The 13,843-nt window shown below is 55.5% G+C and carries 12 protein-coding genes; 9 read left to right on the forward strand and 3 right to left on the reverse strand.

Features of this window, described 5'->3' with window-relative positions; translation table 11 throughout:
* The first annotated feature begins 21 nt into the window (after positions 1-21).
* From NMQ00_RS07250 to NMQ00_RS07280, 7 genes are all read left to right on the forward strand, one after another.
* Positions 22-2,283 (forward strand): AAA family ATPase, encoded by a 2,262-nt coding sequence (locus NMQ00_RS07250; RefSeq protein ID WP_255178534.1) that lies wholly within the window; start codon positions 22-24, stop codon positions 2,281-2,283.
* A 30-nt stretch (positions 2,284-2,313) separates the two neighbouring features.
* Positions 2,314-2,733 (forward strand): acyl-CoA thioesterase, encoded by a 420-nt coding sequence (locus NMQ00_RS07255; protein WP_255178535.1) that lies wholly within the window; start codon positions 2,314-2,316, stop codon positions 2,731-2,733.
* 75 nt (positions 2,734-2,808) lie between these two features.
* Positions 2,809-3,699, forward strand: a complete 891-nt coding sequence (locus NMQ00_RS07260; RefSeq protein WP_255178536.1) for a M15 family metallopeptidase — start codon at positions 2,809-2,811, stop codon at positions 3,697-3,699.
* Positions 3,700-3,719: 20 nt separating this feature from the next.
* Entirely contained in the window at positions 3,720-4,325 is a 606-nt protein-coding gene (plsY, locus tag NMQ00_RS07265; protein ID WP_255178537.1) for a glycerol-3-phosphate 1-O-acyltransferase PlsY, read from the forward strand.
* A 242-nt stretch (positions 4,326-4,567) separates the two neighbouring features.
* Positions 4,568-5,338 carry a DeoR/GlpR family DNA-binding transcription regulator gene (locus NMQ00_RS07270; protein WP_214752985.1) on the forward strand — a complete coding sequence of 257 codons (771 nt, stop codon included), beginning with the start codon at positions 4,568-4,570 and terminating at the stop codon, positions 5,336-5,338.
* A gap of 14 nt (positions 5,339-5,352) precedes the next feature.
* Positions 5,353-6,015 carry a copper homeostasis protein CutC gene (locus tag NMQ00_RS07275; protein ID WP_255178538.1) on the forward strand — a complete coding sequence of 221 codons (663 nt, stop codon included), beginning with the start codon at positions 5,353-5,355 and terminating at the stop codon, positions 6,013-6,015.
* Positions 6,016-6,074: 59 nt separating this feature from the next.
* Complete coding sequence (locus tag NMQ00_RS07280; RefSeq protein WP_255178539.1) at positions 6,075-6,725, forward strand: DUF975 family protein; 651 nt, start codon at positions 6,075-6,077, stop codon at positions 6,723-6,725.
* A 15-nt stretch (positions 6,726-6,740) separates the two neighbouring features.
* On the opposite strand, the gene NMQ00_RS07285 is transcribed toward NMQ00_RS07280, so the two are convergent.
* Genes NMQ00_RS07285 through NMQ00_RS07295 form a run of 3 tightly spaced genes read right to left on the reverse strand, consistent with a single transcriptional unit; the run spans position 6,741 to position 9,623 of the window.
* Positions 6,741-6,974, reverse strand: coding sequence for a DUF2188 domain-containing protein (locus NMQ00_RS07285; RefSeq protein WP_255178540.1), 234 nt, complete (start codon positions 6,972-6,974; stop codon positions 6,741-6,743).
* Between the two features lie 46 nt (positions 6,975-7,020).
* Positions 7,021-7,893 carry an NAD(P)-dependent oxidoreductase gene (locus NMQ00_RS07290; protein WP_255178541.1) on the reverse strand — a complete coding sequence of 291 codons (873 nt, stop codon included), beginning with the start codon at positions 7,891-7,893 and terminating at the stop codon, positions 7,021-7,023.
* A complete protein-coding gene (locus NMQ00_RS07295) occupies positions 7,890-9,623 on the reverse strand; it encodes an ABC transporter ATP-binding protein (protein ID WP_255178542.1) in 1,734 nt (577 codons plus the stop codon). Before NMQ00_RS07295 ends, NMQ00_RS07290 begins: the two co-directional genes overlap by 4 nt.
* Positions 9,624-9,728: 105 nt before the next feature.
* Here NMQ00_RS07295 and NMQ00_RS07300 point away from each other — a divergent pair, with 105 nt between their 5' ends.
* Complete coding sequence (locus NMQ00_RS07300; protein ID WP_255178543.1) at positions 9,729-10,835, forward strand: exonuclease SbcCD subunit D; 1,107 nt, start codon at positions 9,729-9,731, stop codon at positions 10,833-10,835.
* Entirely contained in the window at positions 10,832-13,843 is a 3,012-nt protein-coding gene (locus NMQ00_RS07305) for an AAA family ATPase (RefSeq protein WP_255178544.1), read from the forward strand. Before NMQ00_RS07300 ends, NMQ00_RS07305 begins: the two co-directional genes overlap by 4 nt.

The raw sequence follows: 13,843 nt of genomic DNA on the forward strand, positions 1-13,843 counted from the left end.
TCGTCTAAAAAGGAGAATTTTATGAAACAGATCACCTTGGAGCAAGTTCAAACCGACTTGACGGCTTGGGAAGAAGGCGGACGCGTCGACGAAGCAGCTCTTTTGTCTTACGCCCACTGGTCACGTGCGACCGGGCATCGTCAAGAGTTAATACGCACATTGACGCTGTTAGCGACGAGACGGTTACAACACCGTCAGTCGATCGACCCGCTGTTAAATCGTTGGGTGAAAGAATTGGAGTCGCTAGGTGCTTTACCGCCAGCCCTCCGTGTCAGCCAATTATATGATCTTTTGCGGCGCCACAAGCAACAGCTACATGTCGACTGGCCGAAGTTGCGGGAGACGGATTATGCATCGATGAAAGTTCAAATTTTGACCGAATATGAGGCGAAGACATCCGAATTGCTCGAACATCTCGAACAACTTCATGATGAAATCGACCGTGCCAAATCCGATTTACGTGATTCGGAGTTCAAAGGCCAACTCGAACGCCTGTTCATCGTCGTCATCGAGGCGATGCAAGAAGTGGCTGCGCTCGAAGACGACACGGCCTCGCTCTTGGCATCGATGCAAGGAAACTATTTCAGCCGCGAGGCGTTTCACCGCTTCGGTGAACGGGTCGGTCTCGTCAAGGAGCGACTCGAAGGAATCATCGAGTTGTTACCGGAACAAACCGAAACGACTCGGTCGAGTGCGATCGAATCGCTTGAGTCGATGATTGGTTTGTCTGACGTGAAACAACGTGTCAAAGCGTGGTATCGGTTCTTGCTGTTCCAGAAAGAACGTGAGAAGGCCGGGTTCTCGTCCAAACACCAACCATCACTTCATCTCGTGTTCACCGGCAATCCTGGAACCGGTAAGACGACGCTCGCGCGTCTCATGGCTGAGATTTATTTCGAGCTCGGCCTGCTCGCCCGTCCCGACGTCGTCGAGGCGGACCGGTCGAGTCTCGTCGGTGCCTTCGTCGGCCAGACGGAAGAACAGGTCATGAACAAGGTGAAGGAAGCCGAGGGCGGTGTCTTATTCATCGACGAGGCGTATGCCTTGAAACGTCAAGATGCGAGTGGGAGTGACTATGGACAAGCGGCCATCGACACGCTCGTCGCTGCCATGACGAGCGGCGAGTACGCCGGAAAGTTCGTCGTGATTCTCGCCGGTTATCCAGAGGAAATGCGCCATTTCCTGCTCGCAAACCCGGGACTTCGTTCCCGCTTCCCGGAATCCAACCATTATGAGCTTCCGAACTATAGCGATGATGAACTCGTCGCCATCGGCGAAAAAGTGGCGGCGGAGAACAACTACGTCCTGACGGTCGAGGCGAAGCGCGCCTTGATTGCGCGCATCGACCGGGAACGGGTCGACGCCACGTTCGGAAACGCACGTACAGTGCATAACATCTTACTCGATGCCATGTTCAAAAAGGGGTCCCGCTTTGGTGCCGATGCCCCGCTCGACGAGATGGCCTTATTGACGGAAGTGGATTTCGAGATGGATGCGACCGAGGACACGTCAGCCCCGACGCTCGACGATTTGGTCGGAATGGACGAGGCGAAACGTCAACTGCGTGAAATCGAGGCGCTCGTCACGATTCAAAAGCGCCGGCGCGAACTTGGATTGAAGACGGCACCGGTCCAACTTCACGCCGCACTCGTCGGCAACAGCGGGACAGGGAAGACGACGTTCGCTCACTTGTATGCCCAGCTGTTGAAGAAGACCGGCTACTTGAAACGGGGGCACCTGAAAGTCGTCAGCCGGGCCGATCTCGTCAGCGGTTATGTCGGTCAAACGGCACAGAAGACGAAGGCGGCGATCCGTGATGCGCTCGGCGGTGTGTTGTTGATTGATGAGGCATACAGCTTGAACGGAGGGCCGAACGACTACGGGCGCGAGGCCATCGATACGCTCGTTGACGAGATGCAAAAACATGGGGACAACCTCGTCGTCGTCATGGCGGGATATGAGGCGCCGATGCGTCGCTTGATCGACTCGAACCCGGGGCTCAATAGCCGAATCAAGCGGACGATCCACTTTGAGGACTACTCGAATGAGCAACTTGTCGATATCGCCAAGAAGTACGCCGCAAAATTTGGCTATACGTGTGATGAAGACGTCAGTCAGGCGCTCCACGATCGACTTAAGGAAATCGACCGTCCGAATGCACGGACGGCCCTCTCGTTGATCGATGAAGCGATTGCGAGACAGTCGTATCGTTTGATCGAAATGTCGTCGCAAGACGATGACTTGAATCGTATTTTAGTAGTAGATATTAAGACCAAGTTATAATATAATCGAGATGAAAGCGAGGACGATTCAATGCATACGATTCAGATTCCGGTCCGTTATCAGGAGACCGACATGATGGGCATCGTCTATCATGCAAACTATTTAGTGTATCTTGAGATGGCACGCACCGAGTTGTTGCGCCAACTTGGGGTCGAATATAAAGATATGGAAGAAGCGGGATTTGTTTCCCCAGTGACGAACGTCTCGGTCGATTATAAGAAGAGCGTGACGTATGGGGATACGGTCCACGTCCGGGTTTGGGTCGACAGTTATTCTAAGGTCCGGACCGTCTATGGTTATGAGTTGACCGACCAAGACGGCCATCTCGTCGGTTCAGCGAAGACGACGCATGTCGTCGTCAAACGAGGCGATTTCAAACCGATTCGGCTTGACCGCGAGTTTCCTGAGTGGCATGACATGTACATGCGCGTCATGAGTCCCGTCTTATAACAGTGGTTCTTTTGTACCGTCAGTATGGTATCATATCTTGACGGTATTTTTTGTACAACGAAAGGGGAAGATCGCATGCGAAAACCATCCGCGTTGATGGTGTGCTGCGCCTTGACACTCACATTAGTGGGCTGTACCACAAGCGAACAAGCCGATAGCGAGCGGGTTAAACAGCCGCAAGTCACCGAAACAGAACGACCAGCAGAGACTCCGGCCGAAGCGCCGACAGATAAAGAAGACAAAGCAGTTGAAGAAGCTCCGGCACCTGAAGCCGAACCACCTGCAGAAGAAAAGCCTGACGTAGAAGAAGAACCTACCGCTGAGGCACCGGCTGAAGAAGAGCCGACCCAAACGCCGAACGAACCGCTCGAACAGAACGGGACGGCGAATTTGAATCTCGATACACTTATCCTCGTCAACAAGCAAATCGCCTTGCCGGCGGGTTATCAACCGCCCGATCTCGTGACCGCGAACATCGACTTCGTGGACACGGCGACCGGGGAGCGGAGAATGCTCCGTCAAGAAGCGGCACGGGCCATCGAGAAACTGATGGCCGGGGCGAAAGCAGCAAATATCGATTTGAAAGGGACGAGCGCGTTCCGTTCCTACGACTATCAAGTCCAATTGTTCAATAACTATGTCGCCCGGGATGGAAAAGAACAAGCGATGAAATATTCTGCGCCACCAGGGCACTCCGAACATCAGACTGGCCTCGCCATCGACGTCTCGAGCGCCTCGGTCGGCTATCAGCTGACGCAGAGTCTCGAACAGACGAAAGAGGGCAAATGGTTGGCCGACAACGCCCACATTTACGGGTTCATCGTCCGTTATCAACGTGCGTATGAGGCCGAGACCGGTTATATGTTTGAACCGTGGCATTTACGCTATATCGGGGTCGAGCATGCGACGGCCGTCCACAAGGCGAACGTCCCGCTTGAGCGCTACCTCGAGCAATTAATGGATTAAGGGGAATTGCGATGCCTTACATGACAGAAATCATCATCATTTTAATCAGCTATTTACTCGGTTCAATTCCGTTCGCTCTCATCGTCGGAAAGCTTGGCTATAAGGTCGACGTCCGTGAGCATGGGAGCGGGAATTTGGGCACGACAAACACGTTTCGTGTGCTCGGCAAAAAAGCCGGTACGCTCGTTCTGCTCGGGGATATGGGCAAAGGATTGGTCGCAGCCCTCTTACCGCTCCTCTTCGGAAGCGAGATGAGCTTGCTCCTCGCCGGGATCCCGGCCATTATCGGCCATTCGTATCCGGTGTTCGCCAAGTTCAAAGGCGGGAAATCGGTCGCGACGAGTGCGGGTGTCCTGCTCGCGGCGTTCCCATGGTTTTTCGTCGTCGTCGTCGGGACGTTCATCGTGACGCTCCTCGTCTCGAAGATGGTATCACTGTCTTCGATGGCAGCCGCGGCCGTCGGACTCGTGACCGTCGTCGCCTATGGCATCATCGCCAAGGACTGGTTACCACTTATCGTCATCGTTCCGCTCGCCTTGTTCATCATCATCAAGCATCGAACGAACTGGCAACGAATTCGTTCAGGTACGGAACCGAAAGTGCCGCTGTTTCAAAAGCGAAAATAACGATAGATGACTGTCCCCTTCTCGATATACAGAGAACGGGCGGTCATTTTTCATGTAAAAAACGAGGGACTAAAGCCGTAACCGTCATCGTGAAGCTGTCTTTTTGTGGATTTCCGTTGATTTTTGCCGAAAAGTTCGAAAAAAGTGTTGGATTTGCCCGTTCTTTACTTTCTGTTTACGTTAAATTTACATCCGTTCGCTACACTGAAAAAGGAAGCGATATTTGCGGAGGAGGCAGGGAAGTGTCTTTAATTGGAGAAGAACGTAAACAAAAGATTGTTGAATGGATTGAGCGGGAAGGTAAAGTGAAGACGAGCGAGTTGATTGAACGGCTGAACGTCTCGGGGGAGTCGATTCGCCGCTACTTAGAAGAACTTGAGAAAGAGCATCGCATCAAACGGGTGTACGGCGGAGCGGTGCTCCATCAGAGCGTCTCGTTTCAACCGATGATGATCTCGAACATGGACGGGATTCGTCGCATCGCCTATACGGCGTTCCAACTGGTCGAGGATGACATGTTGCTCTATATCGGACACGGTGTCGCCCCGGAGCAAGTTGCTGCCAGACTTCGCGGACGGAATTTGACCGTCGTCACGCCGTCGCTTATGGTCGCCAAGGCGCTCTTCGAGCAACGGGCCAAGGGCGTGTTTACTGGAGACATCCAATTGCTCGGCGGGACGATCGACCCGAAACATCTCGTCACCGTCGGCGAGCACGTCCTGCAGCAACTGAAGGCATACGTGTTCGATATGGCCATCCTGTCCGTCGAGGGCGTCGATGCCTCGCTCGGTTTGACGTGTGATGCCCATGGTCTCTCGACCGTGACGCAGGCGGTACTCGATCAAACGCGTCAATGTTACTTGCTCGCCGACCACACCCAGTTCAATCAACAAAAACGCTATCGGGTCTCCGACTTTTCAAAGGTGACGACCATCATCTCTGATTTTCCGGAACCGACGGATTGGAAGCGCGCCTTGGCGGAGCATGAGGTCGAGTGGCGTTTCGCACCATAACGAGGAGGGATTTCATGATTGAAGTGATTGTGACGACATTGACCGAAGCCAAAACGGCTGAGCGGTTCGGGGCGGATCGGCTCGAATTGATTGCCGATCTGCCGGCCGGCGGGACGACGCCGAGTTTCGGGACGATACGGAACGTACTCGAACAGGCGACCATTCCCGTCCACGTCATGATTCGCCCCCATGCGGACTCATTCGTCTATAACGAGGAAGATGCGGAGACGATTTTGGCGGACGTCGGTCTGTGCCGTGAGCTCGGGGCCGATGGCATCGTCTTCGGGGCGTTGACGAGCGAGGGGCGCATCGATGAGGCGCTGCTCGGAGAAGTGATTAAACATAAGGGGGAGATGGCACTCACGTTCCATCGGGCCATCGATGACGCGGTCGACTTGATGGACGCGATCACGGTGTTGAACGACTTCCCGGAAGTCGACCACGTCCTGACGTCCGGCGGGCAAGCGACGGCGTTAGAAGGATTAAATCGTTTGAGCGCGATGCATGAGGTGGCGGAGATGAACGTCCTCCCGGGTGCCGGCATCACGGCCGACAATGTGGCACAACTCATCGACCGGCTAGGCGTTGATTTCGTCCATGTAGGGGGCGGTGTGCGCACCGATGGCCGCTTGGATGAGTACAAGTTTAAGGCAATCAAACAACAGATGGCACGCTAAAAACAGTCGGCTGACTGTTTTTTTGCTATAATGAAGAAAACGATACTGTAGGTGAAGTCATGCAATCATCAGTCTATAAACAATTTGCCCTCCGGATGTTGTCCGGCAACTGGGGCATCTCGCTCCTCGCGGTCGTGGCCACGATGCTCGTTCAGGCGGTCATCACGACACAGCTCGATTTGGAATCGACCGACCCGAGCGTCCTGTTCGTATCAATCGGTCTGCTTTACGTGGCGACCGTCTTGCTCGCGCCGCTCGAACTTGGCCGCAACTGGGTATTTCTTGATATCGCCAAAGCCGAGAAACCTTCGTTCGGGCTCTTGTTCGATGCGTTCGGTTCGCTTAAAGATTACGTCCGGGCGGTCACGTATTATGCCGTCTTTTATCTCGGGTTGAACGTGCTCATGCTGTTCTTGATCGTCCCTGGCGTCTGGTTCTATTTGACGTATCGAATCGTCCCGTTCGTGTTACGGGACCAGCCGGAACTGTCTGCGTTTCAGGCGATGCGGGAAAGCCGGCGTCTCATGCGCGGCCATAAACGGACGATGCTGCGCTTGTACGCGAGTTTCATCGGCTGGTATGTCCTCGTCTTGTTCACGGGCGGATTGGCCTATATCTTCGTACAGCCTTATATCAACACGGCGCTCGCCGGATTATACGTTGAAATCAAAGCAGCGAAAGATGCAAACGAACAACCGGTCGGCTCATGAGCCGACCGGTTGTTTTTATGTTCCGTGCCGATCCGACTTTTTCGGGTCAGGAGCGGCGCGGAACTCAGCTTTCTCTTCTTTTGAGGCGTGTTCATGCCATTTCTTCGCTTGTTCCGTGGCGATTGGAATCGCCTTTTGATCGGAGTATCCTTGGGCGAGCAAGGCGTTGGCGATATCGATGGCTTTCTTTTTGACGAGTGGGTCGAAATTTTTCAGTGATTCCGGATAATCTTTCATATTCCATGGCATCTGTCATCGCTCCCTTCTGTACTACTAATTCCACGAGCGGGACGATTCAAACGTCCTGATGCATGTAGTATTCGATGAGCGCCTGGGTCCCATTCTCGCCGTAGGCGTTCTCTTCAAGGATGGAGTACAGCTTATGGGCCAACTCAAGGCTCGGCAGTTTGATGTTCAACTGGTTGGCACTTTCGAGGGCGAGCTTCATGTCCTTTAGGAAATGCTTGATGAAGAAACCAGGAGCATAGTCCTCGACAATCATCCGCGGAACAAGGTTCTCGAGCGTCCAACTACCGGCGGCACCGCCCCGGATTGTCTGGCGCAATTGATCGGGATTGAGCCCGGCTCGTTTCGTGAAGGCGAGCATCTCGGCGTTGCCCATCATGATGCCGGCGATGGCGATCTGATTGGCGAGCTTCCCGTATTGGCCACTACCGGCATATCCCATCCGCTCGATCGATTGGCCCATCGCCTCGAACAGCGGTCGCGCCTTCGTGAAGGCGTATTCGCCGCCGCCGACGAGAATCGACAACGTCCCGTTTTTGGCACCGACGTCACCGCCCGTGACCGGTGCGTCGAGCGGGAGCAAGCTACGATCGATTGCGGCCTCGGCGATCCGCTCGGCCAGGAGCGGCGAAGACGTCGTCATATCGATGACGAGCGTCCCCGGCTCAGCCGATTGCAAAATCATACCGTCTCCGAAATAAAGGCTCTCGACATCAGACGGATAACCGACGATGGTGATGACGGCATCGGCGTTTTGACAGACGGCTTCGACAGAATCACACCAACGGACACCTTCCGCCAATAAATCAGCCGCCTTCTCTTTCGTCCGCGTATACGCTTGGACTTCGAATCCCGCCTTCATTAAGTTTCTGACCATTGATTGACCCATCACACCGAGTCCGATAAATCCGACTGTCTTCATAGTTGATTGCCTCCTAAAAGTTGTTGTTTCACGAGTCGTTCATAGAGCGCGTTGTTCCGAAGCAACTCTTGATGCGTTCCGAGCCCGCTGATGCCGCCGTCCTCGAGCACGACGATTTGGTCGGCATGTTGGACGGTCGAGAGCCGGTGGGCGATGACGAGTGTCGTCCGTCCTGTCATGAGCCGATCGAGCGCTTCTTGGACGACGCGCTCAGATTCCGAGTCAAGGCTCGATGTCGCCTCGTCAAGCAGTAAGATTTGCGGGTCACGTAACAGCGCCCGGGCGATGGCGAGCCGTTGGCGCTGTCCGCCCGATAGACGGACGCCACGCTCACCTATCTCTGTATCGAGCCCGTCCGGCATCGTCTCGATGAACGACCAGGCGTTGGCCATGTCACAGGCGTGACGAATCTCGTCCTCGGTCGCTGCCCGGTTCAAGCCGTACAAGATATTTTGCCGCACCGTCCCGGATAGGACAGGCGAATCTTGGGCGACGTAGCCGATGACTTGCCGCCATTCGTTGCGGCCGTAGGTTGAGATGTCCCGGTCCCCGTAATGGATGTGTCCGCTCGACGGAAGGTAAAACTGCTCGACGAGGGCGAACAGTGTCGTCTTGCCGGCACCGCTGCGTCCGACGATGGCCGTCGTGGCACCGAATGGGACGGTGAGCGACACGTCGTCAATCACAGGTTGGTCGCCATAGCGGAACGTGAGTCCCTCGAATGAGAGCGACGACTGTCGAATCGTCGACGGCTCATCCGTGTACGGTTCTGGCTCGATGGCGAGCAGCTCGGAGATTCGTTCGGTCGCCCCGCGTGCTTTCTGGAGCCGGGTGATAAACTCCGTCATCGTGATGAGCGGCGTGATGATTTGGAACAAGTACAGCATGAACGCGAGCAACGATCCGGTCGACAAGGCGCCGGTCGAGACCCGGTAAGCCCCGAAGCCGAGAATGGCGATCAGCATCGCCGTCAACGTGACGTTCAAGAGCGGAATCAAAATCGCTTGAATCCGTCCCTCGCGCACACCGAGGCCGAAGAGACGCTCGATCCGGCGTTGTCCTTCTGCGACCTCTACGGATTCGGTCGCTTGTGATTTGACGAGCCGGATCTCGCCGAGCAATTCGGCGAAAAACCCCGACAAGTCGCCGAGCTCGTGTTGCGTCGCCTTGGCGATCTTCCGAAGTTTACGCCCGAGCGGGATGACGATGAGGAGCGTCGTCGGCACCGAGAACAAGATGACGAGCGTCATCTGCCAATCGAGCGTGAACAAGATGCCGACAGCGCCGATGACCGAGACGAACGACGTCAACAAACGGACGCTCTGTTCCGATAAGAGCTGTTGCAACGTCGTCGTGTCGTTATTTAACCGCGAAACAAGATCCCCTGATTTGACGCCGTCATAGAACGGGATCGGGAGAGCGACAAGATGTTCCCATAGCGTCGTCCGCAAATTGGCGACGACCCGTTGTCCGACGATATGTAACCAATAAATCGAAATCGCGCTTGAGACGACTTGGATGAGGAACGCGATCACGAAGATGGTGACGAGACGGGCGTCGAGCGCGGCCTCGCTCCAATTGTCGACGACGCGTTGCAAGATGAGCGGGATGGCGAGTGACGCCATCGCTTGAATCAATGAAATCAATACGGCACCGATGAACAGACCTTTCGGTGGTCGAGCGACACGGAACAAGCGCAGAAACGCTTGCCATGTGGATGTGGACTCCATCGTACGTCCCCCTTTCCTTTTAACTTTCGCTGTTTCGAAAACAAGTGTCAAGACGTCGAATCGTACACCGGAATAATGCTAGAATGGAAAAAGAGGTGAAGTCGCATGAAATGGATACATACGGCCGATTGGCATTTAGGTAAAATCGTCCACGGCCGCCATATGACAGAAGAACAACAAATCATTTTATTTGAGTCATTTTTACACATCGTCGATGAGGAGAAGCCTGATGCCATCGTCGTCGCCGGTGATTTATATGACCGGGCCGTGCCGCCCGTCGAGGCCGTCGACTTGCTCGATGAGATGTGGCGCGCGCTCGTCCTGGAGCGGGGCATCCCGGTGCTCGCCATCGCCGGCAATCACGATTCGGCCGAGCGGCTCCAATACAGCTCCAAACTGTTGACGAAAGTCGGCCTCCATATCGTCGGGAAATATGATTCGAGTGCTGGACCGATCGTCGTGAACGACATCCCATTCTATTTGATGCCGTTCCTCGAGCCGGCACGTATCCGTTACGCGTTCGGCGACGAGTCGATTCGGACCCATCATGACGCGCTCGCCGCGGTCGTCGAGTCGTACGGGGCGATTGACCCAAAATCCGTTGCCGTCGGGCACAGCTTCGTCGCCGGCGGACTCGAGACCGACTCCGAACGGCAACTGTCCGTCGGGACGGCCGGACAAGTCTCGAAAGGGCTATACGCCCCGTTCGGCTATACGGCGCTCGGACATTTGCACAACCGTGACGCCATCCGCGATGACCGGATCGCGTACAGCGGGTCGCTCATGAAATATTCGTTCTCCGAGGCGACCCATGTGAAATCGGTCGACATCATCGAGTGGGAAGGGAAATGGACACGCCGTCGGCGCCCGCTAAAAGCGCGTCGTGATTTGCGCATCCTGACCGGGACGCTGAACGAGCTGCTCGAGCCGTCGTTTTATCAAGACGAGGCCGTCGACGACTATTTGAAGATCGTCTTGACCGATGAACGTGCGTTGTTCGACCCGATGGCGAAGTTACGGACCGTCTATCCGAACATCTTGCACCTCGAACTTGAGTTGTTGCGTCGCCAAGACCAGACGTCCCGCTTTGAACGGGAAAAGCTCGAGCGGCAGTCGGTCGAGGATGTATATATGGACTTTTTTAAAGCTGTCCACGGCCGTGATGCCGATGCGACGGTGCAACGTTTCTTAGAAGGGGAGGAGTTGAGTTGAGACCGGAACAATTAACCATCACCGCCTTCGGTCCTTACGCCGAGACGGAACACATCGATTTTACACAGCTTGAGGGTCGTTCGATGTTCGTCATCAGCGGCCGGACCGGTGCCGGAAAAACGACCATTTTTGACGCGATGACGTTCGCACTCTATGGGCGGGCCAGCGGTGCACTCCGAAACGCCAGCGATTTTAGAAGTCAGTATGCGGATCCGGAACGGAAGACTGAAATCGACTTCACGTTCACGATTCGGGATGAACGGTATCGCATCGTTCGCCAGCCGCAACAACCGCACTCGAAAAACAAGACGCCAATCCCGCACGAGGCGGTGCTCTATGAGTGGAAAGACGCTTGGAAACCGATGGCGACGAAAGTGAACGACGTCGAGCAGACGATCGAATCGTTGCTACAGCTGAGCTATGAGCAGTTTAGTCAAATCTTGCTGTTGCCACAAAACCAGTTCCGCCAGCTCCTCGATTCCGATTCGACGAAGAAGCAACAGATTCTACAATCGATCTTCAAGACGGAGGCGTACCGCGCCTTCCAGGAAGACTGGATCGAACGATATGGCAAGTACCGCAAACGAGTCGAATGGGCGGTCGAGACGACGCGCTTAAAACTGTTAGAACTCGAAGATGAGGCCGTCGAGGACGTATCGACCCGCAACTTGCCTGAAATCGTGACGTGGCTCGACACCCGGGAGGAGAGTCTCTTGGCTGCGAGGGACACGCTACAGGAACAGCGCCGGACTGGTGAGGAACGGCTTGAGGCGCTGCGCCGAGAAGTGAATCAGGCGGCAGCGCTCGCCGAGTTGATGGAAGAACGGGACATGCGCGCGACCGCGCTCCAAGCATTCCAGCAAGCGGTAGAGGCGCGCGAACAACGCCAAGCGCTTATCCAGCGACTGGAACAAGTGGCGAGCGTCAGCCCGCTCTATCAACGTACCGAAACGGTGCGACACGACATCGAGCGGTTGACCCGTGAGCGCGATGTCTCACAACAACGGGACGAAGGCTACACGAGACAGTTGGAAGAGTTGAAGGCAGAAGCAGAAATCATGACGAACATGCGCCAGGAAGCGGATCAAGCCACAAGTCGTGTCAAGGCGATTGATGAGATGCTGCCTTACGTCGATGAATGGCATCGAGCCACGAGACGTCGGGACGACTTAAAGCGACAGTTGGAGCCGCTCGGCCTGTTCTCCGAAGAAGCTCGTCTCAAACAGCTCCAAGCGACCGAAGTCGAACTCTTGGCAAGGCTTGAGCATGCCCCGGCCCCAGACCAACTCGTCGAGGCCGAACGGCTCTATAGTCAGCTCCAACATCAGGTCCGACTCGAGGCGAAAGTGGAAGAGGTCACGGAACGGCTCGGTGCTTGTGAGCGCAACGGGAAAGAAGTCCAACGACAATTCACGGCACAGACGGAACGGGTCGACCAATTCGTCGAGGCCGAGCATGCGCTCATGGCCGACACGTTGCGCGAACAGCTCGAAGCCGGGGAACCTTGTCCGGTTTGCGGTTCGTTGACCCACGGACACGTCGAGCGAACGGAAACGTCTATCGACCAAGCTGGTCACCGCTCAGCCGTCGAGACGCTGAAACGGATGGAGGCTGAACTACATGAAGCACGGGCGGATTATCGATCGCTCAAACGCCAACTCGATGAGCTGACCCGCGAACGCGATCTTGCTCGGCTCGAGTTGAAGCTCGACGGTCCGGCTGTCACTGCGATGCATAGCCAAGACGACCGTGTCCGACAGTTGCGTCAACAGGCCGATGAGCGACAACGAATTGAGCGTCTCGTTCGTTCGACCACGACCGAATTGAAGCAACTCGAGACGGCCAAGCGGGCGCAGGCCGATGAGCGGCAGAAGCTGTTTGAACAACTCCAACACGTTCAAGAGCAGCTCCAGTCGATGCGTCAACCGGATGGGACGACGTTAGAGATGTTGCAGGCCGAGCGGAGTCAACTCGCGACGCGACTCGCCCACATCGAACAGAAGGTATCCGCGTATGAACGTCGGCTCGAAGAACTGAATCGATTGAAGTGGGGAGAGGCGGAGCGACTCCGTCTCCTCGGCGAACAACTCGAGTTCGAGCACGTTCGCTTATCCGATGCGACGGCTCAACTAGAGACGGCTCTCGAGAAGGTCGATTTGACCGAAGACATATTCATGGAGTACCGCGCACGCGTCGAGCAACTTCCTGAACTGCGTGAGCGCCAAGCGTCTGAACTCGAGGAAGGTGTCCGACTCGAACATGCCGTCAAGGCGTTGAACGAAAAAATCGGGGACCGTCCGCGACCAGACCTCGAACAGCTCCAGGAGCGGTTGCACGAGGAGGGCCGTTCGTTCGAGGTACTGTCCGAACGGCTCGTGACGGCAGACGGGCAATTGAAACGCCACCGCCATATTGTCGCCGAATGGAACGGGCTCCGGGAGAAGACGGATGAGGACCAACGAAATCTCGAGACAGTCAAATTGATCGCCGATACCGGACGTGGGCTCAACCCGCAAAAGTTGACGTTCGAGACGTACGTCCAGACGGCGTTCTTCGATCAAATTCTCCATGCGGCCAACGTCCATCTCGATCAGATGACGAGCGGACAGTTCCAATTAGAACGGAAAATCGAGACGGCGAAAGGAAATGCCAAGTCTGGCCTCGAATTATTAGTCTTTGACGCCTATACCGGTCAGTCACGCCGGGTCCAAAACTTATCGGGTGGTGAAGGGTTCAAGGCTTCGCTCTCGCTCGCCCTCGGACTGGCCGAGGTCGTCCAGCAGCTGAGTGGCGGGGTCAGTCTCGAGACGATGCTGATTGATGAAGGCTTTGGGACACTCGACGCCGAATCACTCGATCAAGCGATCGAACTGCTCATGTCGCTCCAATCGAGCGGCCGGCTCGTCGGGGTCATCAGCCACGTCCAAGAATTGAAAGACCGGGTCGACGCCCGGATTGAAGTGAAGAAATCAAGGAGCGGGTCGACGATCCAGCTCATCGTGGAGTGA

The organism is Exiguobacterium aurantiacum (genome assembly GCF_024362205.1).
Lineage (GTDB): Bacteria > Bacillota > Bacilli > Exiguobacteriales > Exiguobacteriaceae > Exiguobacterium > Exiguobacterium aurantiacum_B.

Coding starts and splice junctions, on each gene's coding strand:
- NMQ00_RS07280 (WP_255178539.1), top strand. CDS start 6,075: ATGCAATCATCAGTCTATAAACAATTTGCCCTCCGGATGTTGTCCGGC.
- plsY (WP_255178537.1), top strand. CDS start 3,720: ATGACAGAAATCATCATCATTTTAATCAGCTATTTACTCGGTTCAATT.
- NMQ00_RS07250 (WP_255178534.1), top strand. CDS start 22: ATGAAACAGATCACCTTGGAGCAAGTTCAAACCGACTTGACGGCTTGG.
- NMQ00_RS07295 (WP_255178542.1), bottom strand. CDS start 9,623: ATGGAGTCCACATCCACATGGCAAGCGTTTCTGCGCTTGTTCCGTGTC.
- NMQ00_RS07255 (WP_255178535.1), top strand. CDS start 2,314: ATGCATACGATTCAGATTCCGGTCCGTTATCAGGAGACCGACATGATG.
- NMQ00_RS07300 (WP_255178543.1), top strand. CDS start 9,729: ATGAAATGGATACATACGGCCGATTGGCATTTAGGTAAAATCGTCCAC.
- NMQ00_RS07285 (WP_255178540.1), bottom strand. CDS start 6,974: ATGCCATGGAATATGAAAGATTATCCGGAATCACTGAAAAATTTCGAC.
- NMQ00_RS07290 (WP_255178541.1), bottom strand. CDS start 7,893: ATGAAGACAGTCGGATTTATCGGACTCGGTGTGATGGGTCAATCAATG.
- NMQ00_RS07260 (WP_255178536.1), top strand. CDS start 2,809: ATGCGAAAACCATCCGCGTTGATGGTGTGCTGCGCCTTGACACTCACA.
- NMQ00_RS07275 (WP_255178538.1), top strand. CDS start 5,353: ATGATTGAAGTGATTGTGACGACATTGACCGAAGCCAAAACGGCTGAG.